The following is a 22,715-nucleotide window of genomic DNA, read 5'->3' on the forward strand; positions in this document are numbered from 1 at the left end:
CCGTTACGCTTCCTCGTGCTCGGTTTTTTCCGCTAACAGTTCGTTTAGCTCTTGCAGGACGCGTTCTGGGGTGATGTCGATCAGGCTCTGATGATAGCCTTCGGCGGCATCGCCTTTGCGCACCTTGTGGTAGCCGGTAATCAGACGGATAACCCGCGCTTTATGCGACAGCGGCGGGGTAAAGTCCGGACTGCTCGGGCCATACAGCGCCACCAGCGGGCGGTCCAGCGCTGCGGCGACGTGCATCAGCCCCGAATCGTTAGTCACTACAGCTTTACAGGCGGCGATCAGAATGACCGCCTGCTCCAGCTGGGTTTCACCCGCCAGATTACGGCACCAGGCCTGCTGCTCGCTGCTGAGGGCGGCGATGATCTCTTTGCCGGCCTCGTTATCTTTCGCCGAGCCGAAAAGCGCAATCTGATAGCCATCGTCGATAAGCTTTTTCGCCAGCGCAGCATAGTGATAGTGCGGCCAGCGTTTGGCCGGGCCGAACTCCGCGCCGGGGCAGAAGCCGACGATCGGCCGATCGTAGGACAGGTTAAAAGCGCTGCAGGCCTGCGACTTTTCCCCTTCGTTGACCTGCAGCTGCGGCCACAGCAGCGGCTGCGGCAGATCTTTGGCGCAGCGCATCACGCCGTTGTCGTAGGCCAGCGCCACGTAGCGTTCCACCATCAGCGGCCAGGCGTCTTTGTCCAGCACCCGGGCGTCGTTGAGCAGTCCGTAGCGCATCTCGCCGCGCCAGCCGGTGCGCAGCGGGATATTGGCAAAGAAAGGGACTAATGCCGATTTAAACGAGTTCGGCAGCACGTAAGCGCGATCGTAGCGACGTTCGCGCAGGCTGTGGCCGAGCTTACGGCGTTCGCCGATAGCCAGCGCGCCGTGACCCAGCGGCATCGGGATCGCTTCGTTCACTTCCGGCATGCGCGAAAGCAACGGACGGCACCAGGCTGGCGCCATCACGTCGATAATCGCCTGGGGATAGCGCGCCCTGAGCGTACGATAAAGACTTTGCGACATCATCATGTCGCCTACCCAAGACGGGCCTACCACCAATATTTTCATGCTTGTTTCTTACGCGTCGCGGTTTAGCCAGGCCATATATTCCGTTACGCCTTCGGCAACGGTTTTGAACGGTTTGTCATAGCCCGCTTTGCGCAGGTTAGTCAGATCCGCCTGAGTGAACGCCTGGTAGCGGCCTTTCAGTTTGTCCGGGAACGGGATGTACTCGATGCTGCCTTTTTTGTGGTATGCCAGGGTCGCATCGGCGACGGCCTGGAAGGATTCCGCACGGCCGGTGCCGAGGTTAAAGATGCCGGAAACGCCGTTTTCCCAGAACCACAGGTTGACGTCAGCCACGTCGCCCACGTAGACGAAGTCGCGCTTGAAGCCGTCGCTGCCTTCGAACAGTTTCGGGCTTTCGCCATTATTCAGCTGGGTATTGAGGTGGAAAGCGACGCTCGCCATGCTGCCTTTGTGGCCTTCGCGCGGCCCGTAGACGTTGAAGTAGCGGAAGCCGACGATCTGCGAATTGGCTTCCGGCAGGATCTGGCGGACGTATTCGTCGAACAGGAATTTGGAGTAGCCGTAAACGTTCAGCGGCTGTTCGTACTCGCGGGACTCGATGAAGTCGCTGGTGCGTCCGCCATAGGTGGCCGCGGAGGAGGCGTACAGGAACGGGATTTCGCGCTCCAGGCAGTAGTGCAGCAGCTCTTTGGAGTACTGATAGTTGTTGTCCATCATGTACTTACCATCCCACTCGGTAGTGGAAGAGCACGCGCCTTCGTGGAAGATTGCTTCGATTTCACCGAACTCTTCACCCGCCATAATCTGGATCAGAAAGTCTTCTTTATCCATGTAGTCAGCGATGTTCAGGTCAACCAGGTTTACAAACTTGGTGCCGTCTTTCAGATTGTCGACAACCAGAATGTCGGTGATGCCTTTGTCATTCAGCGCTTTAACGATGTTGCTGCCGATAAAGCCTGCGCCGCCGGTAACGATGATCATAACTGTACCTTTGAAGTTGAGAGCCCGGAGACAATCCGGACATGAATGCTCTTATCATATCACCACATGAGCAAGCCTACAGCCATTCGCAGAATAAGGTGCTGGGCTGACGTGATTTATGCTGCAAATAATTCATTCAGGCCTGCATCATCTCGTATCAGCGTATAGCTTTGGGTAATATGTGCCAAATTTTGCCGAATCTGGAGAGTTGCAATGCGTGGTGATTTCTACAAACAGTTAACTAGCAATCTGGAGACCGCTCGGGCCGAAGGGTTGTTCAAAGAAGAGCGCATCATCACCTCGGCGCAGCAGGCGGACATTACCGTCGGCGACAGCCACGTGATTAACTTCTGCGCCAATAACTATCTGGGTCTGGCGAACCACCCGGAACTGATTGCCGCGGCGAAATCCGGCATGGACAGCCACGGTTTCGGGATGGCCTCGGTACGCTTCATCTGCGGCACCCAGGATACGCATAAGCAGCTGGAGAAGAAGCTGGCCGATTTCCTCGGTATGGAAGACGCGATCCTCTACTCCTCCTGTTTCGACGCCAACGGCGGCCTGTTTGAAACGCTGCTCGGCCCGGAAGACGCCATTATCTCCGACGCCCTGAACCATGCCTCGATCATCGACGGCGTGCGTCTGTGTAAAGCGAAGCGCTTCCGCTATGCCAACAACGATATGCAAGAGCTGGAGGCGCGTCTGAAAGAAGCTCGCGAGGCCGGCGCGCGTCACGTGCTGATCGCCACCGACGGCGTGTTCTCGATGGATGGCGTGATCGCCAACCTGCAAGGCGTTTGCGACCTGGCGGATAAATACGATGCGCTGGTGATGGTCGATGACTCCCACGCCGTCGGCTTCGTCGGCGAAAACGGCCGCGGCTCCCACGAATACTGTGATGTGATGGGGCGCGTCGATATCATCACCGGCACGCTGGGTAAAGCGCTGGGCGGCGCCTCCGGCGGCTACACCGCCGCGCGCAAAGAGGTGGTTGAGTGGCTGCGCCAGCGCTCCCGTCCGTATCTGTTCTCCAACTCTCTGGCGCCGGCCATCGTGGCCGCCTCCATCAAAGTGCTGGAGATGGTTGAAGAGGGGGCAGACCTGCGCGATCGCCTGTGGGCTAACGCGCGTCTGTTCCGCGAAAAAATGACCGCGGCAGGCTTCACGCTGGCCGGCGCCGACCACGCCATCATTCCGGTGATGCTGGGCGAGGCGGTGGTGGCGCAGAACTTTGCCCGCGAGCTGCAGAAAGAAGGGATCTATGTCACCGGCTTCTTCTATCCGGTGGTACCGAAAGGCCAGGCGCGTATTCGCACCCAGATGTCGGCGGCGCATACCCCTGAACAAATTGAGCGTGCGGTGGAAGCCTTTACCCGCATCGGCAAACAACTGGGCGTCATCGCCTAATAAGGGTATGAGATGAAAGCGTTATCCAAACTGAAAGCGGAAGAAGGCATCTGGATGACCGACGTACCGGAACCGGAAGTCGGCCATAACGATCTGCTGATTAAAATCCGCAAGACCGCCATTTGCGGGACCGACGTGCACATCTACAACTGGGATGAGTGGTCGCAGAAGACCATTCCGGTGCCGATGGTGGTCGGTCACGAATATGTCGGCGAAGTGGTGGGGATTGGTCAGGAAGTGCGCGGCTTTAAGATTGGCGACCGCGTCTCCGGCGAAGGGCATATCACCTGCGGCCACTGCCGTAACTGCCGCGCGGGCCGCACCCACCTGTGCCGCAACACCATCGGCGTGGGCGTCAACCGCCCGGGCTGCTTTGCTGAGTATCTGGTGATCCCGGCCTTTAACGCCTTTAAAATCCCCGACAATATCTCTGATGACCTGGCGTCTATCTTCGACCCGTTCGGCAACGCGGTGCACACCGCGCTCTCCTTCGATCTGGTCGGGGAAGACGTGCTGGTTTCCGGCGCCGGTCCGATCGGCGTGATGGCGGCGGCGGTAGCGAAACACGTCGGCGCGCGTAACGTGGTGATCACCGACGTCAACGAGTACCGTCTTGAGCTGGCGCGCAAAATGGGCGTTACCCGCGCGGTGAACGTGGCCAAAGAGAACCTTAATGACGTGATGGCCGAGCTGGGGATGACCGAAGGTTTCGATGTGGGTCTGGAGATGTCCGGCGCGCCGCCGGCGTTTCGCAGCATGCTGGATACCATGAACCACGGCGGCCGTATCGCGATGCTGGGTATCCCGCCGTCGGATATGTCCATCGACTGGACCAAGGTCATCTTCAAAGGGCTGTTTATCAAAGGTATCTATGGTCGCGAAATGTTCGAAACCTGGTACAAGATGGCGGCGCTAATCCAGTCTGGTCTGGATCTCTCACCGATCATCACCCACCGCTTCGGCATTGATGACTTCCAGAAAGGTTTTGACGCGATGCGCTCCGGCCAGTCCGGTAAAGTGGTTTTGAGCTGGGACTAACCCCCCATGCTGGCGTAAAAATCAGCAAAAAAGGCGCCTGCGGGCGCCTTAATTTAGATTTGGATAACATTTTTAGCCTGCTTAATATTAAGCGCACAATTTCTACATCGATTTTACGGTTATTCGCTTATACAGTGTGTTTAGTCGCAGTTTAACTTTGTAACTATCATGCTTAAACTCTCCGTATGCTTACTGACCTGTAACTCTGCGCGCCTGCTGATGGAGGTGCTGCCGCCTCTGCTGAAGGTAGCCGATGAATGTATCGTCGTCGACTCCGGCAGTACCGACGAAACCGTCGCTATTTGTCAGCAGTTTGGTCTCACCGTCCATCACCATGCCTATAAAGCCCACGGCGCGCAGATGAACTATGCCATCGGGCTGGCCAGCCATGACTGGGTGCTGTGCATGGACAGCGACGAAATTCTTGATAATGACGTGGTGACGGCCATTCAGGCGCTAAAAGCGGGCGAGGAGCCGGACCCAACCTGCGCCTGGCGTTTGCCGCGCTACTGGTTTGTGCTCGGCACGCAGGTGCGGACGATCTACCCTATTTCTTCGCCGGATTACCCGGTGCGTCTCTTTAACCGCCAGCAGGCGCGGTTTAACGACCGGCCGGTGGATGACCAGGTGGTCGGACACGCACGCTCCGTCAGGCTGCCGGGCTTTGTACGCCATGACACCTTTTATTCGCTGCATGAAGTGTTTAATAAGCTAAACAGCTATACCACCCGGCTGGTGAAGTACCAGCAGATCAAACCTTCGCTGACGCGGGGGATCGTCAGCGCCATTGGCGCTTTCTTTAAGTGGTATCTGTTTAGCGGAGCGTGGCGCTATGGCAAAGTCGGCGTGGTGACCGGCCTGTACGCGACGTTTTACAGCTTTCTGAAATATTTTAAGGCGTGGTACGCCCACGAAGATAACCAGGCGCCCGTCGCGCAAAAGCGAACGGACCCCTGAGTAGTCTAGTTGCCGGGGTTGTCCCAGCCCTGCCATTTGAGGCGATAGTACTGGATCAGCGCGCTCTGGCTGATGCTATCGCTGAGGATAGTGAAGAAGCGACTGGCGTTCACAGGCTCCAGCGGGCGCTTCGGTTTGCAAGACTTCACGCCATGGAACGGATTACGCGGCTTCTGCTGCGTTTGTTGCGCGGGCGGCTGGGCGTAGTTTGGCGTCGAGTTGTCGACCTGCGGCTCGTTGAGCAGGCTGCTCGGGCGCACCAGCGTGATATCCGGCGGCAGGTTATAGACCATCTGCTGCAGCACCCGCACCGTCGTCGGATGCGGATGGCCAATGGCTATCGCCGAACCGTTGCGCCGCGCCAGGGCGATGGCGCGATTGAACTGGTTGCGGATATCGGCTTCATTCTGCGTATCGTCGAGAAACACTTTGCGCTTAATCACCTTCACGCCGGTACCCTGCGCGGCGCGCATGGCCTGGGTGTTGCCGATGGTGACGCTGTCGAGAAAATAGAGATTGTAGCGCTCCAGGGCCTGCATCACCTTCTGCATGCCAAACAGGTTGGAGGTCATCGCGCTGCCCATATGGTTATTCAGCCCGACGGCGTAAGGGACTTTGCCGTAAGCCTCGCGAATAATGCGCTCGATCTCCTCGCTGCTCATTTCGGGACGCAGGGTGTCTTTTTCCAGCGGCTGTTTGCTGAGCGGCGCCATTGGCAGGTGGATGAGCACTTCATGGCCCTGATTATGCGCTTTAGTGGCCATTTCCCGGGCGTGCGGCGCGTTCGGCAGCACGGCGACGGAGATAGTTGCCGGCAGCGCCAGCACCTGATTCTCGGTCTGCGGGCGGTAGCCAAAATCGTCAATAACGATGGAGAGTTTGCCAGCGAACGCTGGCGCCGCCAGAGCCAGCGAACCGGCTACGGCAAGAGCAATTGCGCGAAATTGAAGCAAAACTTATCTTCCCAACCACGGCTGTGGATTGACCGCCTGACCCTGGCGGCGAATTTCGAAATAGAGCGACGGACGGCCCTGACCGCCGCTGCTGCCTACGAGCGCGATAGGCTGGCCGGCACGCACCTGGGTACCAACGCTGACCAGCGCGCTTTGGTTATAGCCATACAGGCTCATGTCGCCTTTGCCATGTTCGACCACCACCACCAGACCATAGCCCTGCAGCCAGTCGGCCAGAATGACCCGACCATCGGCAATGGCTCTGACTTCGGTGCCTTCAGACGCGGCGATAACCATCCCTTTCCAACGTAGTTCACCTTGCAGCTGTTCGCCATATCGATGAAGGAGCGGACCGCGAACCGGCCAGAACGCCTGACCGCGCGGCGAGCCCAGCCCGCCGGTGCGTGACATCAGCGAACGCTCACTTTCCGTTGGTTTATAGGTGGTGCCTTTGCGCGATGCTTCCTGCTGGCGGTCGCGCACCGCCTGCGCGTCGCGTGCTTCCCGATCGGCGCGGGCTTTGGCGGCAGCTTCCGCCTGGGCGATACGACCGCGTAGGCGCGATTCGTTAGCCCGTAATTCACTTAATTGTTGCTGACCCTGCTGAATGGAAGACTCCAGGCCGGAAAGGGTCTTTTTCCGTTCGTTACGCGCCTGCTCCAGCTTCGCCTGCTGGGCCTTTTGCTCGTAGACCAGCGTTTGCTGCTGGCTCTGTTTTTCTTCGAGCATCGACTTTTGCACCGCCATCTCTTCGCGCGTTTTCTTCAACTCCGCGATAGTCTCCTGGCGGGCCTGGTTGAAATAGCTGAAATAGACCTGCATCCGCTGATTGCGCTGGCCCTCTTCACCGCTGAGCACCATTTGGATGCCGGTATGCGGCCCCTGGCGGAAAGCGGCATCGAGCTGCGCGGCGAGGTTCCGCTCCTGAGACGCGCGCTGGCGCTCCAGCTTCGCGAGAGCGGCGTTCATCTCGTCAATCTGCTTATTGAGCTGGTTCAGGCTATCCTGGGTTTCGCGCAGTTTGCGGGCCGCGGCGGCGATCGCCTCTTCCTGCGCTTTGAGCTGGGCGAGCAGGCTTGCGCGCTGCTGCTGCTGTTGCTTAATCGCCCGCTGCCTGGCGGCGATGTCGGCCTGGATGGACTTTAGCTGATCGCGATCGTCGGCATGCGCAGATGACGCGCACAGCAATACGCCAGCGCTGAGCGCGCTGGCGTAAAGGACGGATCGAACTGCCGCTGCGATCCATGTAGTTGAATACATCGCCTTTCCCCTCATGGGGAAGGATTATTCCACGATGAACAGCGGCTTGCCAGTCATCTCTTGCGGGATTTCCATTCCCATCAGCGACAGCATGGTCGGGGCGATGTCGGAAAGTTTGCCGCCGTTGACCGCTTTGACCGCTTTATTACCGACGTAGATCAGCGGAACCGGCAGATTGGTATGGGCGGTGTGCGCCTGGCCGGTGGTCGGGTCGCGCATCTGCTCGGCGTTGCCGTGGTCGGCGGTGATCAGCAGCTGGCCGCCAACGGATTCCACCGCCTGAGCCACCTGGTCGATGCAGCGATCCAGCGCTTCAACCGCTTTTACGGCAGCTTCCATCACCCCGGTATGGCCAACCATATCGCCGTTCGGGTAGTTACAGATGATGGTGTCGTATTTTCCGCCTTTGATGGCGGCGACCAGTTTCTCGGTCAGCTCGGCGGAGCTCATTTCCGGCTGCAGATCGTAGGTCGCCACTTTCGGCGAGTTAATCAGGATCCGCTCTTCGCCTTTAAACGGCTCTTCTACGCCGCCGTTGAAGAAGAAGGTGACGTGAGCGTATTTTTCAGTTTCGGAGATGCGCAGCTGGGTTTTATCGTGCTTCGCCATCCACTCGCCGAAGGTATTGGCCAGCGAGGCGGGCGGATAGGCGCAGGCGACTTTGATGTCGGCGGCGTATTCGGTGAGCATCACGTAATCGAGATTAACCACTTTCTTACGCGCAAAGCCGTCGAAGTCGGCGTTGACGAAGGCGCGGGTGATTTCACGCGCGCGGTCGGCACGGAAGTTCATGAAGATCAGCGCGTCGCCGTCTTCCATCGCGGCATCGGCCTGGCCGGCGGCGCGGATAACGGTGGCTTTCACGAATTCGTCGTTTTCGTCACGGGCGTAGGCGGCCTGCAGACCCGCGACGGCGGTATCGGCCTGGAATTCGCCTTTGGCCAGGGTCAGCAGATCATAAGCTTGTTCCACGCGATCCCAGCGGTTGTCGCGGTCCATGGCGTAATAGCGGCCGATGAGCGACGCGATGCGACCTTTGCCCAGCGCGGCAAATTTGGCTTCGAATGTCGCCAGCGTTTTTTCCGCACTGCGCGGCGGCGTATCACGGCCGTCGAGGAAGGCGTGCAGGTAGATCTTCTCAGCGCCGCGCTCTGCCGCCAGCTCCACCATCGCCATGATGTGATCTTCGTGGCTGTGGACGCCGCCTGGCGACATCAGGCCCATGATATGTACTGCTTTGCCGGCGGCAACCGCTTTATCGACCGCGGCGGTCAGTACCGGGTTGGCGAAGAAGGTGCGTTCTTTAATTTCCACATCGAGACGGGTCAGGTCCTGATAGACGATACGACCGGCGCCCAGGTTGACGTGGCCTACTTCGGAGTTCCCCATCTGACGGTCCGGCAGGCCGACTTCGAGGCCGGATGCATCGATCAGGGTATGTGGACGTTTGGCCCACAGCGCGTCCATTACCGGCGTTTTAGCGCTATAAATGGCGTTATCCTGTTGGTCTTCGCGATAGCCGTAGCCATCCAGAATCACCAGTACCATAGGTTTTTTAGAAACCGACATTGCGACAACCTCATGCTCAAAGACAGAAATTTTGCGTAATTTTACTACAGCTGAATCGTTTAAATCCCCGTGAAAGATCAAAGAAAGGGAGCGGCGGGGCCGCGCCGGGTCAGCGAGAGCGGCTTTTTTTCGCCACCGCCCGCAGAAAATACATTACATCGCGCTCACTGGCTGTAATTGCCGCAAGGCACAGGTATACTCCTTTCCTGGTTTTTTTCTCACTTAGTCGGGAGTTGTAACCCCCCATGCAAGAAATTATGCAATTCATCGGCCGTCACCCGGTCCTGAGCATCGCGTGGATCGCGCTGCTGGGTGCGGTAGTGTTCACCACCTTCAAGGGGCTGATGTCGAAAGTTAAAGTCATCACCCGTGGTGAAGCGACGCGTCTTATCAATAAAGAAGATGCGGTGGTGGTCGACCTGCGTCAGCGTGACGATTTCCGTAAAGGCCATATTGCCGGCGCTATTAACCTGCTGCCCAGCGATATCAAAGCCAATAACGTCGGCGAGTTGGAAAAACACAAATCGCAACCCATTATTGTGGTAGACGGTTCCGGCATGCAGGCGCAAGAGCCCGCCAGCGCGCTGAACAAAGCCGGGTTTGAAAAAGTCTTTGTACTGAAAGAGGGCATTGCTGGCTGGAGCGGCGAAAACCTCCCTCTGGTACGCGGCAAATAACTTACCTCGCGTGGTGATGCCGCCGCGTTTTCTCTTCACGCCTGACGTGAAGAGAACACAGGCTGCGGCGTAAAACCCTCAGGGTAACAACAGGAGTGAAGTCATGGCCAATATTGAGATCTACACCAAAGCGACCTGCCCGTTCTGCATCCGCGCGAAAGCGCTGCTGAACAGCAAAGGCGTAACGTTCCATGAGTTGCCGATCGATGGCGATGCCGCGAAGCGTGAGGAGATGATCCAGCGCAGCGGACGGACGACGGTTCCGCAGATTTTTATTGATGCGCAGCACATTGGCGGCTGTGACGACTTGTATGCGCTTGATTCACGTGGTGGACTTGATCCCCTCTTGCGCTAATTTTTGCGCGCTTTCCCTGGCGGAAGCGCGTATTTAAGGACAACACGAAAGGGTTTTACTATGTCAGAACAAAACAGCACCGAAATGACCTTCCAGATCCAGCGTATCTATACCAAAGATATCTCTTTTGAAGCGCCGAACGCGCCGCAAGTTTTCCAGAAAGACTGGCAGCCGGAAGTTAAACTTGATCTGGATACCGCCTCCACCCAGCTGGCTGAAGGCGTTTATGAAGTGGTGCTGCGTGTGACCGTGACCGCTGCGCTGGGCGAAGAAACCGCGTTCCTCTGTGAAGTACAGCAGGGCGGTATTTTCTCCATCGACGGCATCGAAGGCACCCAGATGGCGCACTGCCTCGGCGCATACTGCCCGAACATTCTGTTCCCGTACGCGCGCGAGTGCATCACCAGCCTGGTTTCCCGCGGTACCTTCCCGCAACTTAACCTTGCGCCAGTGAACTTCGACGCGCTGTTCATGAACTATCTGCAGCAGCAGGCTGGCGAAGGTGCTGAACAACATCAGGATGCCTGATGAACGCACTTAATGCTGCAATGACTGTGATCGGTGCCGGCTCTTACGGCACCGCTCTTGCCATCACCCTGGCAAGAAATGGCCACCACGTTGTGCTGTGGGGCCATGACCCGAAACATATCGCGACGCTGCAACACGATCGCTGCAACGCCGCGTTCCTTCCCGATGTGCCTTTTCCGGATACGCTGCATCTTGAGAGCGACCTGGCCACCGCGCTGGCCGCCAGCCGCGACATCCTTGTCGTGGTGCCGAGCCATGTATTCGGTCAGGTGTTACGCCAGATTAAACCGCTGATGCGTTCCGACGCGCGGCTGGTGTGGGCCACCAAAGGCCTGGAGGCCGAAACCGGCCGTCTGCTGCAGGACGTGGCGCGTGAAGCGCTGGGCGATGATATTCCGCTGGCGGTGATCTCGGGGCCAACCTTCGCCAAAGAGCTGGCCGCCGGCCTGCCGACGGCGATTTCGCTGGCGGCCACGGATCCGCAGTTTGCGGAAGACCTTCAGCGCCTACTGCACTGCGGCAAAAGCTTCCGCGTCTACATCAACCCGGACTTTATCGGCGTGCAGCTCGGCGGCGCGGTGAAAAACGTCATTGCCATCGGGGCAGGTATGTCGGATGGCATCGGCTTCGGCGCCAATGCGCGTACGGCGCTGATTACCCGTGGGCTGGTGGAAATGTCCCGCCTCGGCGCGGCGCTGGGCGCCGATCCGGAAACCTTTATGGGCATGGCCGGCCTCGGTGACCTGGTGCTCACCTGCACCGACAACCAGTCCCGTAACCGTCGCTTCGGCATGATGCTCGGCCAGGGTATGGACGTGCAGAGCGCCCAGGACAAGATTGGCCAGGTGGTTGAAGGCTACCGCAATACCAAGGAAGTTCGCGTTCTGGCACAGCGTTTAGGTGTCGAAATGCCAATAACCGAGGAAATTTATCAGGTATTGTATTGCGGAAAAATTGCGCGCGAGGCAGCATTGACCTTATTGGGTCGCGCCCGCAAGGACGAGCGCAGCAGCAATTAGCTTTCCTTTGTCACCTGAATGACCCTGCCAGCGCAGAACTGGCAGGTCATTACTATATCGCCTGGAGTATGCAATGCCGTGTGAAGAACTGGATATCGTCTGGAATAATATTAAAGCCGAAGCCCGGGCTTTGGCTGACTGTGAGCCGATGCTCGCCAGTTTTTACCACGCAACGCTACTCAAGCATGAAAATCTCGGCAGCGCGCTGAGCTATATGCTGGCCAACAAGCTGGCTTCCCCGATTATGCCGGCGATCGCCATTCGCGAAGTGGTGGAAGAGGCCTACGCCGCCGATCCGGAAATGATCGCCTCCGCCGCCTGCGATATTCAGGCGGTGCGCACGCGCGACCCGGCGGTGGATAAATACTCCACGCCGTTGCTCTATCTGAAGGGTTTCCATGCCCTGCAGGCCTATCGTATCGGCCACTGGCTGTGGACTCAGGGGCGACGCGCGCTGGCGATTTTCCTGCAAAATCAGGTCTCCGTCTCTTTCCAGGTGGATATCCACCCGGCGGCGAAAATCGGCCGCGGGATCATGCTCGACCATGCCACCGGCATTGTGGTCGGCGAGACGGCGGTGATTGAAGATGACGTCTCTATTCTGCAGTCGGTCACCCTCGGCGGGACCGGTAAAACCAGCGGCGACCGTCATCCGAAAATTCGCGAAGGCGTGATGATTGGCGCCGGGGCGAAGATCCTCGGCAATATTGAAGTCGGGCGTGGCGCGAAGATTGGCGCCGGTTCGGTGGTATTGCAGCCGGTTCCGCCGCACACCACCGCGGCGGGCGTACCGGCGCGTATCGTCGGCAAGCCGGAGAGCGACAAGCCGGCGATGGATATGGATCAGCATTTCAACGGCATCCACCACACCTTCGAGTACGGCGATGGGATTTGATGTATTGCCATTTGCCGCTGCTAAGCACAGAAATGTAGCCCGGATAAGGCGCAACGCGCCGTAATCCGGGAACCGCTCAGGTTAGCTGCGCAAGACCGCGCCAGGATACCCCAGCTGGCGCCAGGCTTCATACACCACCACCGACACCGCGTTTGACAGGTTCATACTGCGGCTGTCCGGCATCATCGGAATACGGATTTTCTGCTCCGGCGGCAGGGCATCGAGGATGCTGGCCGGCAGACCGCGGGTTTCCGGGCCAAACATCAAGAAATCGCCGTCCTGATAGCTCACTGCGCTGTGCGCAGGCGTGCCTTTGGTGGTCAGGGCGAACAGACGCTGCGGCTGCGCGCTGGCGACAAACGCCGCGTAATCCGCATGGCGCTGCACGGCAGTGAACTCGTGATAGTCAAGTCCGGCGCGTCTCAGGCGTTTATCGTCCCAGGTGAAGCCCATCGGCTCAATGATATGCAGACTGAAGCCCGTGTTGGCGCACAGGCGGATAATATTCCCGGTGTTCGGCGGGATCTCTGGTTCGAATAACACGATGTTCAGCATACTGCCCCCTTAATTGCGGGGGGCAGAATAGCAGATATTTGGCGAACCCTCACCCTGAGGGAGAGGGGCGGCGTAAGGGAAAACGTGGAGAATTACGCGGCGTTATTCTGCTTCAGCGCATCGAAGGTCTGCAGCGCTTCGGCGTTCTGCACCAGCGAATCACGGCTGATTTCACGGATACTTTTCGCCCCGGTGAGGGTCATCGCCACTTTCATCTCTTTCTCGATGAGGTTCAGCAGATTCGCCACGCCCTGCTTACCGTGGGTCGCCAGGGCGTACAGGTAAGCGCGGCCCAGTAGCACGCTGTCGGCGCCCAGGGCGATCATCCGCACCACGTCGAGCCCGTTACGGATGCCGCTGTCGGCGAGAATAGTGATGTCGCCTTTCACCGCGTCGGCAATTGCCGGCAGGGCGCGGGCCGAGGAGAGCACGCCATCGAGCTGGCGGCCGCCGTGGTTGGAGACGACAATGCCGTCAGCGCCGAAGCGCACCGCATCGCGGGCGTCCTCCGGATCGAGGATCCCTTTGATCACCATCGGACCGTCCCAGAAATCGCGGATCCACTCCAGGTCTTTCCATGAAATCGACGGATCGAAGTTATTCGCCAGCCAGCCGATGTAATCCTCAAGCCCGGTCGGTTTGCCGAGATAGGCGGAGATATTGCCCAGATCGTGCGGGCGACCGTTAAGGCCGACGTCCCACGCCCACTGCGGATGGGTGACGGCCTGCCAGTAGCGGCGCAGGGCGGCGTTCGGGCCGCTCATGCCTGAATGGGCGTCGCGGTAGCGGGCGCCGGGAGTCGGCATATCGACGGTAAAGACCAGCGTCGAGCAGCCGGCGGCTTTGGCGCGCTCCAGCGCATTGCGCATAAAGCCGCGGTCGCGCAGGACATACAGCTGGAACCACATCGGGCGCTTGATGGTCGGGGCGACCTCTTCGATCGGGCAGACGGAAACGGTAGAGAGGGTGAACGGAATGCCTTTGTCGTCCGCCGCGCCGGCGGCCTGCACTTCGCCGCGGCGGGCGTACATCCCGCACAGCCCGACCGGCGCCAACGCCGTCGGCATCGCCAGCTTCTCGTTGAATAATGTCGTTTCCAGACTCAGGTCCGACATATTGCGCAAAATACGCTGGCGCAAGGCTACATCGGACAGGTCCTCGACGTTGCGGCGCAGGGTATGTTCGGCGTAGGCGCCGCCGTCAATATAGTGGAACAGAAACGGCGGCAGGATACGCTGTGCGGCGGCGCGATAGTCGCTGGCGGCGGAAATAATCATCACGAGTTCTCCCTGGAATTTTCATTGTGGTCACCGGGCAGGCGGGTAATTCGCGCCTGGCGGGCCTGGTCTTCATCAAAACGTTTGATGGTGGCGTGGACAAAGCCTAAGTGGCCCATCATCGCCTGGCGCGCCGCCTCGGCGTCGCCGGCGACAATCGCCTCCATGACGGCCTGGTGCTGTTCGGTCAGGCGGGCAAACACCGGCGGCACCTGATACATGCGCTGGCGGCTCTGCTTAACGGAGGAGTGCAGCAGGTCGAAAAAGCCGCGCATGGTTTGCAGGAGCACCACGTTATGCGAGGCTTCGGCGATCGCCAGGTGAAAGCGGACATCCGCCTGCGAGGCGATATCCGGATCTTCACTCTGGGTCGCTTCAAAGCACAGACGAATTTTTTCTTTATCGGCGTCGGTGGCGCGCATCGCCGCGTGCCACGCGGTGCTGGCTTCGATGGCGTGGCGGGCTTCGAGGATATCGAAGCTGTAGTCCGGGTCATCGGCCAGCAGCGTCTTCAGCGGCTGGACGATGTTTTGCTCTGACCACGGCTCATGCTGAAAACGGACGAAGGTGCCGCCGCCGCGACGGCTCAACAGCACCCCTTCATTGACCAGCATCGCCAGCGCTTCGCGCAGGGAATTGCGTGAGACGCCGAGCTGGGCGGCGAGCTGGCGCTCGGCGGGCAGTCGCATGCCCGCCTCCAGCTGTTGTTCTTCAATCAGCGCCCGGACGCGACGCGCCACGTCGTCGGCCAGGCGTTTAGGCATCACTATCACGGGATCATCCAGATTAAAACGTAGGCCTGCAGCGTGGTGATCAGCCCTACCATGCAGGTGAAGATCAGGCTGTGTTTGACGGTAAAGCGGAACAGATCCGACTCTTTGCCCACCAGGCCTACCGCGGCGCAGGCGATGGCGATCGACTGCGGGGAAATCATCTTGCCGGTAACGCCGCCGGTGGTATTGGCCGCGACCAGCAGAATATCGGAGACGCCAATCTGCTGCGCCGCCGTTGCCTGCAGCGCGGCGAACAGGGCGTTAGACGAGGTGTCCGAACCGGTCAGGAATACCCCCAGCCAGCCAAGGAACGGCGAGAAGAAGGTAAACGCGTGGCCGGTATGGGCCAGCGCCAGGGCCAGGGTCGACGACAGCCCGGAATAGTTAGAGATAAAGGCGAACGCCAGCACCATGCCGATAGAGTAGATCGGCAGCGCCAGATCCTTCAGCGTCCCGGCGAAGGTGGTCAGCGCATCTTTCGGCTTCATGCGCAGCCAGACGATGGACAGCAGGGCGGCGAACAGAATGGCGGTGCCGGTTGCCGACAGCCAGTCGAATTTATATACCGCGGCGTAGGGCGTCGCGGCGCTAACCACCGGCGGCATACGGGCAACCATTTTGTCGAGGAATGGTACCGAAATATTGATAACGAAGTCATACATCGCGCCGCCAGGAGCGAACAGCGCTTTGAATGGCGGCACGCTCCACAGGGTCACGGTGGCTGTCAGGAACAGGAACGGCGACCAGGCGCGGATCACTTGTCCCGCCGTGTAGCGTGTGCGGGCCAGCGTCATATCCACCTGCGAGGCGCCGAGATCGCCGAAGCGGAAGATGCGTACCGGCTGCCAGCGTTTGAGGAACAGGGTCAGACAGACCAGGGAGACCAGCGACGAGATGATATCCGGCAGCTCCGGGCCAAGGAAGTTAGAGCTGAGGTACTGGGCAATAGCGAACGAACCGCCTGCGACTATCACCGCCGGCCAGGTCTCTTTAATGCCGCGCCAGCCGTCCATAATCGCCATGATCCAGAACAGCACGATAATGGTCAGGAACGGCAGCTGGCGGCCCACCATCTGGCCGATGGCGAAGCTATCGATACCGGTCACCTGGCCGGCGACCAGAATCGGGATGCCCATCGCGCCGAAGGCCACCGGCGCGGTGTTGACGATCAGGCACAGGCCAGCCGCATACAGCGGGTTAAACCCGAGACCAACCAGCAGCGCGGCGGTAATCGCCACCGGTGCGCCGAAACCCGCCGCTCCTTCGAGAAAGGCGCCGAACGAGAAGCCGACGATCAGCATCTGCAGGCGCTGGTCCGGCGTAATCGACAGAATCGATGAGCGGATGATGTCGAACTGTCCGGTCTTCACCGAGATTTTATAGACGAAGACCGCGGCGATAATAATCCACGCGATAGGCCACAGGCCGTAGAAGAAGCCGTAGACCACCGAGGCTAAGGCGCGGTCCACCGGCATTTTATAGAACAGTAAGGCAACGACCAGCGCGATTGCGACGGTCCAGGTGGCAGCGATGTAGCCTTTCAGTTTGAGCTTAATCAGCGCAAAAAAGAAAAACAGAATCGGTAGCGATGCGATAAGACTGGATAGCCAGATATTACCGGCGGGATCGTAGTTTTGTTGCCAGAGATTCATGCAGGGTCTCCATCGGGCCGCCAGGAGAGGAGGGCTGAGTCTGCGCTCATTGCCGATCCCACCGAAGGTAAAATTGGCCCGGCCAATTAAGGGTATCAGGGTTGATGACAACGAATGGTTAATCAGATGTTGCTCACAAGCAACGGGTTTGTGATGGGTTTTGACGGATTTGTGAACTGTCAGGGGGTGGATGAAATTATTGGTTGGACCAATCGACCCGGCTGAAGGTAAAAATGTGGGGGAGTGAAGACAGAATAGCCCTCTCCGTACGGAGAGGGTTGGGGATCAAAATTCGCTGCGGGCGAAACCGGTCATCTCTTTCAGACCCATTTCCCGGCCCAGGGCGGTCATCGGATGGACAACCACCAGGCCGCGAACGCTTTTCTTCAGCTTGCCCATATCGGCCTGCTCTTTTTTGGTAATCGCGCGGCGGAACGGCAGGCTCATCAGTTTCTGCGCCTCTTTGCTCAGCTTCTGGCTCTGGACGGAACGCAGACGTTCAATCTCCGTTTCCAGAGTGGCTTTTTCTTTTTCCAGTTCAGCATATTTATCGGCGGCTTCCACCAGCGACAGCTCGGCCTGCTGGTGGCGGATGGCGTCGAGACGATCGCTCAGACGCTTGATTTCATTCTTTTCGACTTCTTTCATGGTGATTTGATCTGTTAATAAAGGGGCTTCATTCGCCTATAGTATGTGCCGTGACCGCTATTGTTGATAGCTATTTATCAAAAATTCGCCGTTTGTCGCCCGCGGAATGCAATATCATTTATCGCTAATAATTTGAATTTTATTAATATTCCGCCTAATACCCGTTCTAATTTCATTTCTGTGAAGCCTGTCGGCAGATAAGCACGTTTTCCTTAACCCACGCCGGTGAATTGGCTAATGCTTAATCAGATTATTCCCAAAAGGAGGACGTGATGGCAAAGATCGGCGACGGCGTACCACGTTTAATCGACAAAGCGGTTGATTTTATGGCTTCCAGTCAGGCGTTTATGGAGTATTTGAAAAAGTCTCCGCGTCTGCAGCATGTACCGCGAGACATTCCTCAGGATAAGGAAGCGTTGTTCCTGCAGCGTCTGGAATATTATCGTCAGCTTTACCGGCCGACCTGCGACCAGACGGAACCGGAATCAGAGCGTTGATTTCTGAAAGGCTTTTTTTAAGCTGATTCGTGAAATCAGCTCAGTCAGGGACAGCACCATCGTTGAGCGCACCATCTGCTGGTAACGCAGTTTCTGCATTGCCAGCAGTTCGGCATCGCTGTCATCAAATTGCGGCGTTGGCGGCAGGGCGGCGACGCAGTGCAGCTCGCCGAACGGACCGATAATTTCGTCGTCGGTAAAGCTGTACTCATTGCCGTCGTGGTTAAGCTCTTCGCGCAGGGCCATCAGCAGCTCAGCGTCTTCATATTCGGCACGACTTATCACCCCAAGGCCATAAATCAGCTTCAGGCGTACAGAGAGATCGCCGAGCGGCCCGCTGCCCTCCAGCAAGGGCTCGACGGCGTATTTCACCGCGTAGTCGTCTTTACGGAATACCTGAAGCACCAGAATATTGACCGCTTCCGTTAACAGCTCGACGGTGGCGATCAGGAAGCTTCGTACGGTTTTGCCAGCATTCAGACGCTCAAGCACACGGTTTTCAAATGCTTGTGTTTCTTCCATCATTGCCTGCATATCTGACAGGAGTCGTAATGGGCGCGACGTCGGCCGCGCCAGGTTGTGCATCATTTTTCCGCGTTGTAGTCGTTAACGGCCTCCGCGACGACATCACTTGCGGCATCCAGGCCGGAAATCTGCGCCAGCGCGGCCTGCGGCCCCTTGTCGGCGATCAGTGCCGCCAGCTCCTGCGCCTGCGGATCGTCTTCGCTACGGAAATGCATCGCCGCCGCAATCCCTTTCACCAGGTTGCGGTGCGGCAGCCCGTATTCCAGTGTACCCAGCAGCGGCTTAATTAAACGGTCGCCAGCGCTCAGTTTGCGCAGCGGCTGACGGCCAACGCGCTCAACATCGTCTTTCAGGTACGGGTTCTCGAAACGGCCAAGTATTTTCTGGATATAAGCCGCGTGCTTCTGCGGGTCAAAGGCGTAACGTTTGATCAGCACCGCGCCGCTCTCTTCCATCGCGCCCTGCACGACGGCACGAATTTTCTCGTCGAGGATCGCGTCGCGAATCGTCTGATGGCCCGCCAGTTTTCCGAGGTAGGCGGTTATAGCATGCCCGGTGTTCAAGGTGAAGAGCTTGCGTTCGACAAATGCCATCAGGTTATCAGTTAATTCCATCCCCGGGATAGTCGGCAGCGCGCCCTTGAACTGAGTCTTATCGACAATCCATTCGCTAAAGGTTTCCACGGTGACTTCCAGCGGGTCATGAGTGGCGGAAGCCGATGGCGGCACAATACGGTCAACGGCAGAGTCGACAAAGCCGATATGCGCTTCCACCCACGCTTTATCTTCTTCCGCCAGCGCGTTAAACACGTGGCCTTTTAACTGCGTGGTGCCGCGCACCATATTTTCGCAGGCGATGATGTTCAGCGGGCGTTCGGTGCCCTGCGCTTTGCGCTGCGCCAGCCCTTTGGCGATCGCTGGCGCGATGCGCTCGAGCACGACGGGACCGACGGCGGTGGTGACCAGATCCACCTCAGCGATCAGGTCCACAACCTCATCGCCGATGCTGCTGACGGCATTGACGCCGGAGACGGTGTCCACCTGCTCATTCTCACCGACGACGTGAACCTGATAGCTATGACGGGCATTCAGGGCATCAAGTACGGTCTGATTGACATCGGCAAACGTCAGTTCGATGCCCGCGTCGGCCAGCAATTTACCGATAAAGCCACGTCCGATATTACCTGCGCCAAAATGTAATGCTTTCATAGTATTAACCTTCAATTAATGTTTTCACCTGAGAGGGCTGGGGTGAGGCCTTTCCCCTCACCCCAACCCTCTCCCAAAGGAGAGGGTTGGATAGCGCTGATTATTTATTTAACAGTGCCAGAACTTCGTCGACGCTGGTGGTTTTCGCCAGGCGCTCAATCACGGTTTCGTCATCCAGGGCGTTAGTCAGACTGGTGATAACCTGAATGTGCTCGTTATTACGAGCGGCGATGCCGATGACCAGACGCGCGACTTCATCTTCTTCTTCACCGAAGCGCACGCCTTCCGGGTACTGGCAGAAGACGACGCCGGTTTTCAGCACGCGGTCCTTCGCTTCGATGGTGCCGTGCGGTACCGCAATGGACTCGCCGAGATAGGTCGAGGTCAGTTTTTCGCGGTCCAGCATCGCCTGCACATATTCCGGCTCGACGTAGCCGCCTTTCACCAGCTGCTCACCGGCGAAGCGAATGGCTTCTTCTTTGGTGGCTGCTTTGCGACCGAGGAAGATGTTATCCGCGCCCAGCTGGAACAGGTTGTTGTTAGTATCGTCAAAGCTGTCTTTCAGGCTATCGGTGACTTTGACTTCGTTGTCGATGTGGCGCTGGGCCGCGACCAGGCGCTCGGTCAGGCTGGTGTACAGACCGCTGTCGAGGAAGTTAGTCAGCGAAATATGCTGCGCCTGCGGCACCTGGCGCATTGCCCGCTCGGTCAGGTCGCGGTGGGTGATGACCAGGTCAACATCCGGCGGCAGGTTATTGATTGCGCTGTTGGTGACCGAGATGTTGCTCAGCCCGGCATCCTGCACTTTCTTGCGCAGTACCCCGGCGCCCATGGCGCTGGAACCCATCCCGGCGTCGCAGGCGACGATGATTTTACGCACATGGCTCAGGTCGTTGGTGACATTGCCGGCCGCCAGCGGGCTGGCGCCTTTGGATTCCGCTTTCATGTCATGCATACGACGCGTTGCGGCTTCGATATCGTCTTCTTCTTTGACTTTGCTGGTCTTGAGCAGAACCGCAGAGACCACGAAGGAGACCGCCATCGCTGCGATAATCGCGGCGATGTTAGCGAAGTAGGCGCCTTTCGGCGTCATCGCCAGTACCGCCAGGATAGAGCCTGGGGAAGCCGGGGAAACCAGACCGCCATTGAGGATAGTCAGGGTGAAGACACCGGTCATCCCGCCGAGGATAACGGCCAGGATCAGGCGCGGGTTCATCAGCACGTACGGGAAGTAGATTTCATGGATACCACCCAGGAAGTGGATGATAGCCGCCCCGCCTGCAGACTGTTTTGCGCTGCCGCGGCCAAAGAACATGTACGCCAGCAGAACGCCCATCCCTGGACCCGGGTTAGCTTCAATCAGGAAGAAGATGGATTTACCCAGCTCGTGGGACTGCTGAATACCCAGCGGCGAGAAGATACCGTGGTTGATGGCGTTGTTAAGGAACAGGATTTTTGCCGGTTCGACGAAGATAGACGCCAGCGGCAGCATGTCGTGCGCCACCATAAAGTTAACGCCAGCCGCCAGAATTTTCGACAGAACTTCGACCGCCGGGCCAATGCCGAGGAAGGCCAGAATGGCGAGGATCATCCCGATGATGCCGGCGGAGAAGTTATTCACCAGCATTTCAAAACCGGATTTGATCTTACCGTCTACCCAGTTATCGAACTTCTTGATGCAGTAGCCGCCCAGCGGGCCGGCAATCATTGAGCCGAGGAACATCGGCATATCCGCGCCGACGATAACGCCCATGGTGGTGATCGCCCCGACCACGCCACCACGTTCGCCGCCGACTAATTTACCGCCGGTGTAACCGATCAGCAGCGGCAGCAGGTAGGTGATCATCGGACCGACCAGCTTCGCCAGCGTTTCGTTTGGCAACCACCCTGTCGGAATGAAAAGCGCGGTGATGATACCCCACGCGATAAACGCGCCGATATTCGGCATCACCATATTGCTGAGGAAACGACCAAAGCTTTGCACCTTGATCTTGATATCGGATGACATAAAACACCCCTTCTTCTGTTTTGCGTATCGCGCAGGCTTAAAGCCCGAGGTTTGTTGTTAATGTGGCGGCAGAGGTAGCCGGGCCCTGATTGATAGTGCGAAATCTGGCACTGAATCGTTTAGCTGTCCAGCCAGCGCCCTTTTGTGTGATACGGATCACATGAATATAGGGGGCAAAGCGCTTTTTGTAGTGATGCTGATCACATAATTCCTGTGTAAAAAAACAACACAGCGCCTTTTTAGCCGCTGATCTGCCTTTTTGTGTGATATTTGTCACAATTTTGTTTCGTGGTTTTGTTGTTTGTTTGTGATTTTGATCACAAAGAATTTCACGGTGGATTTTTGCCGCTGTGATCTCGGCCCGGTTTTGCGGCCAGGGCGAGATGGCTCTGTAACTAAGCAACCTTAACTGCCGAATAACTTTTTTACGCCGGATGGCAAAAATGAAAGGCGTGAATTATGCTCAAAATAGCGGCCCGAATGTCAGTGGGTCGTGAATAAAATTCATATAAATTATTAGCGTAAAGCCGAGGGAATTATGTTTCTCAATTATTTTGCGCTGGGCGTTCTGATCTTCGTTTTTCTGGTCATTTTTTATGGGATTATCATTATTCACGATATTCCTTATTTGATCGCCAAAAAACGCAACCACCCTCATTCCGATGCTATTCATGTCGCCGGATGGGTCAGTCTTTTTACTCTCCACGTCATCTGGCCGTTTTTATGGATTTGGGCCACGTTGTACCAGCCTGAGCGCGGCTGGGGCATGCAGCATAAGGCGAATACGGCCCCTGACGAACCTGAAAAAGAGACCGATATACAACAGCTTCGCCAACGACTGAGCGACCTTGAACACCAGGTGGCGGCCATCCAGCGGCCGCAGTCCACCTCTGCGGCGGAGAAATAATCT

At 57.8% G+C, this 22,715-nt stretch carries 23 protein-coding genes; 10 read left to right on the forward strand and 13 right to left on the reverse strand.

Annotated elements, in window-relative coordinates:
* Positions 1 to 3: 3 nt before the first annotated feature.
* Together rfaF and rfaD are read right to left on the reverse strand one after the other, a co-directional pair.
* Entirely contained in the window at positions 4 to 1,062 is a 1,059-nt protein-coding gene (gene rfaF, locus IB144_RS00770) for an ADP-heptose--LPS heptosyltransferase RfaF (RefSeq protein ID WP_004196077.1), read from the reverse strand.
* Between the two features lie 9 nt (positions 1,063 to 1,071).
* Entirely contained in the window at positions 1,072 to 2,004 is a 933-nt protein-coding gene (gene rfaD / locus IB144_RS00775; RefSeq protein ID WP_002922463.1) for an ADP-glyceromanno-heptose 6-epimerase, read from the reverse strand.
* Positions 2,005 to 2,217: 213 nt separating this feature from the next.
* Between rfaD and kbl the strand changes: the two genes are divergently transcribed.
* From kbl to IB144_RS00790, 3 genes are all read left to right on the forward strand, one after another.
* Positions 2,218 to 3,411, forward strand: a complete 1,194-nt coding sequence (gene kbl, locus IB144_RS00780; RefSeq protein WP_002922462.1) for a glycine C-acetyltransferase — start codon at positions 2,218 to 2,220, stop codon at positions 3,409 to 3,411.
* Between the two features lie 12 nt (positions 3,412 to 3,423).
* The gene (gene tdh, locus IB144_RS00785) at positions 3,424 to 4,449 is read left to right on the forward strand and encodes an L-threonine 3-dehydrogenase (RefSeq protein ID WP_002922461.1); all 1,026 of its coding nucleotides are present in this window, start codon (positions 3,424 to 3,426) and stop codon (positions 4,447 to 4,449) included.
* A 219-nt stretch (positions 4,450 to 4,668) separates the two neighbouring features.
* A complete protein-coding gene (locus tag IB144_RS00790) occupies positions 4,669 to 5,406 on the forward strand; it encodes a glycosyltransferase family 2 protein (protein ID WP_232551505.1) in 738 nt (245 codons plus the stop codon).
* A gap of 5 nt (positions 5,407 to 5,411) precedes the next feature.
* Here the strand turns inward: IB144_RS00790 and IB144_RS00795 are convergent, their stop codons facing one another.
* Genes IB144_RS00795 through gpmM form a run of 3 tightly spaced genes read right to left on the reverse strand, consistent with a single transcriptional unit; the run spans position 5,412 to position 9,188 of the window.
* The gene (locus IB144_RS00795; RefSeq protein WP_002922459.1) at positions 5,412 to 6,359 is read right to left on the reverse strand and encodes a divergent polysaccharide deacetylase family protein; all 948 of its coding nucleotides are present in this window, start codon (positions 6,357 to 6,359) and stop codon (positions 5,412 to 5,414) included.
* Positions 6,360 to 6,362: 3 nt separating this feature from the next.
* On the reverse strand, positions 6,363 to 7,634 hold the full coding sequence (envC, locus tag IB144_RS00800; protein ID WP_002922458.1) for a murein hydrolase activator EnvC: 1,272 nt from the start codon (positions 7,632 to 7,634) through the stop codon (positions 6,363 to 6,365).
* A 9-nt stretch (positions 7,635 to 7,643) separates the two neighbouring features.
* The gene (gene gpmM / locus IB144_RS00805; protein WP_065888718.1) at positions 7,644 to 9,188 is read right to left on the reverse strand and encodes a 2,3-bisphosphoglycerate-independent phosphoglycerate mutase; all 1,545 of its coding nucleotides are present in this window, start codon (positions 9,186 to 9,188) and stop codon (positions 7,644 to 7,646) included.
* A 245-nt stretch (positions 9,189 to 9,433) separates the two neighbouring features.
* Here gpmM and IB144_RS00810 point away from each other — a divergent pair, with 245 nt between their 5' ends.
* The 5 genes from IB144_RS00810 (at position 9,434) to cysE (ending at position 12,662) form a co-directional block, all read left to right on the forward strand.
* The gene (locus tag IB144_RS00810; protein ID WP_002922436.1) at positions 9,434 to 9,865 is read left to right on the forward strand and encodes a rhodanese-like domain-containing protein; all 432 of its coding nucleotides are present in this window, start codon (positions 9,434 to 9,436) and stop codon (positions 9,863 to 9,865) included.
* A gap of 103 nt (positions 9,866 to 9,968) precedes the next feature.
* Positions 9,969 to 10,220: a glutaredoxin 3 gene (gene grxC / locus IB144_RS00815; RefSeq protein WP_002922429.1), complete on the forward strand. Its 252-nt coding sequence runs from the start codon at positions 9,969 to 9,971 to the stop codon at positions 10,218 to 10,220.
* A gap of 60 nt (positions 10,221 to 10,280) precedes the next feature.
* On the forward strand, positions 10,281 to 10,748 hold the full coding sequence (gene secB, locus IB144_RS00820) for a protein-export chaperone SecB (protein WP_002922428.1): 468 nt from the start codon (positions 10,281 to 10,283) through the stop codon (positions 10,746 to 10,748).
* Positions 10,748 to 11,767 (forward strand): NAD(P)H-dependent glycerol-3-phosphate dehydrogenase, encoded by a 1,020-nt coding sequence (gpsA, locus tag IB144_RS00825; protein WP_002922427.1) that lies wholly within the window; start codon positions 10,748 to 10,750, stop codon positions 11,765 to 11,767. Before secB ends, gpsA begins: the two co-directional genes overlap by 1 nt.
* A gap of 73 nt (positions 11,768 to 11,840) precedes the next feature.
* A complete protein-coding gene (gene cysE / locus IB144_RS00830; protein WP_002922426.1) occupies positions 11,841 to 12,662 on the forward strand; it encodes a serine O-acetyltransferase in 822 nt (273 codons plus the stop codon).
* Positions 12,663 to 12,743: 81 nt separating this feature from the next.
* Here cysE and trmL read toward each other — a convergent pair whose 3' ends face one another.
* The 5 genes from trmL to IB144_RS00855 all read right to left on the reverse strand — a co-directional run bounded on the left by trmL (position 12,744) and on the right by IB144_RS00855 (position 17,567).
* Complete coding sequence (gene trmL / locus IB144_RS00835; protein WP_002922423.1) at positions 12,744 to 13,217, reverse strand: tRNA (uridine(34)/cytosine(34)/5-carboxymethylaminomethyluridine(34)-2'-O)-methyltransferase TrmL; 474 nt, start codon at positions 13,215 to 13,217, stop codon at positions 12,744 to 12,746.
* 92 nt (positions 13,218 to 13,309) lie between these two features.
* Positions 13,310 to 14,494 (reverse strand): FMN-dependent L-lactate dehydrogenase LldD, encoded by a 1,185-nt coding sequence (gene lldD, locus IB144_RS00840; protein WP_002922420.1) that lies wholly within the window; start codon positions 14,492 to 14,494, stop codon positions 13,310 to 13,312.
* A complete protein-coding gene (lldR, locus tag IB144_RS00845; RefSeq protein ID WP_002922415.1) occupies positions 14,494 to 15,267 on the reverse strand; it encodes a transcriptional regulator LldR in 774 nt (257 codons plus the stop codon). The genes lldD and lldR overlap by 1 nt, the downstream gene beginning before the upstream one ends.
* On the reverse strand, positions 15,264 to 16,919 hold the full coding sequence (lldP, locus tag IB144_RS00850; protein ID WP_065888717.1) for an L-lactate permease: 1,656 nt from the start codon (positions 16,917 to 16,919) through the stop codon (positions 15,264 to 15,266). Before lldP ends, lldR begins: the two co-directional genes overlap by 4 nt.
* Positions 16,920 to 17,204: 285 nt before the next feature.
* Positions 17,205 to 17,567, reverse strand: coding sequence for a YibL family ribosome-associated protein (locus tag IB144_RS00855; protein WP_002922410.1), 363 nt, complete (start codon positions 17,565 to 17,567; stop codon positions 17,205 to 17,207).
* A 272-nt stretch (positions 17,568 to 17,839) separates the two neighbouring features.
* On the opposite strand from IB144_RS00855, the gene IB144_RS00860 reads away from it, so the two are divergent.
* A complete protein-coding gene (locus tag IB144_RS00860; protein ID WP_002922402.1) occupies positions 17,840 to 18,064 on the forward strand; it encodes a hypothetical protein in 225 nt (74 codons plus the stop codon).
* On the opposite strand, the gene mtlR is transcribed toward IB144_RS00860, so the two are convergent.
* The 3 genes from mtlR to mtlA all read right to left on the reverse strand — a co-directional run bounded on the left by mtlR (position 18,053) and on the right by mtlA (position 21,805).
* The gene (gene mtlR / locus IB144_RS00865; RefSeq protein ID WP_002922401.1) at positions 18,053 to 18,649 is read right to left on the reverse strand and encodes a mannitol operon repressor MtlR; all 597 of its coding nucleotides are present in this window, start codon (positions 18,647 to 18,649) and stop codon (positions 18,053 to 18,055) included. The genes IB144_RS00860 and mtlR overlap by 12 nt on opposite strands.
* Positions 18,649 to 19,797, reverse strand: coding sequence for a mannitol-1-phosphate 5-dehydrogenase (gene mtlD / locus IB144_RS00870; protein WP_004145239.1), 1,149 nt, complete (start codon positions 19,795 to 19,797; stop codon positions 18,649 to 18,651). The genes mtlR and mtlD overlap by 1 nt, the downstream gene beginning before the upstream one ends.
* Positions 19,798 to 19,897: 100 nt before the next feature.
* Complete coding sequence (mtlA, locus tag IB144_RS00875) at positions 19,898 to 21,805, reverse strand: PTS mannitol transporter subunit IICBA (protein WP_002922397.1); 1,908 nt, start codon at positions 21,803 to 21,805, stop codon at positions 19,898 to 19,900.
* A gap of 538 nt (positions 21,806 to 22,343) precedes the next feature.
* On the opposite strand from mtlA, the gene IB144_RS00880 reads away from it, so the two are divergent.
* Positions 22,344 to 22,712 (forward strand): DUF3302 domain-containing protein, encoded by a 369-nt coding sequence (locus tag IB144_RS00880; protein WP_004152044.1) that lies wholly within the window; start codon positions 22,344 to 22,346, stop codon positions 22,710 to 22,712.
* Positions 22,713 to 22,715 lie beyond the last annotated feature (3 nt).

The sequence above is a fragment of the Klebsiella sp. K4 genome, assembly GCF_014596785.2.
GTDB lineage: Bacteria > Pseudomonadota > Gammaproteobacteria > Enterobacterales > Enterobacteriaceae > Klebsiella > Klebsiella pneumoniae.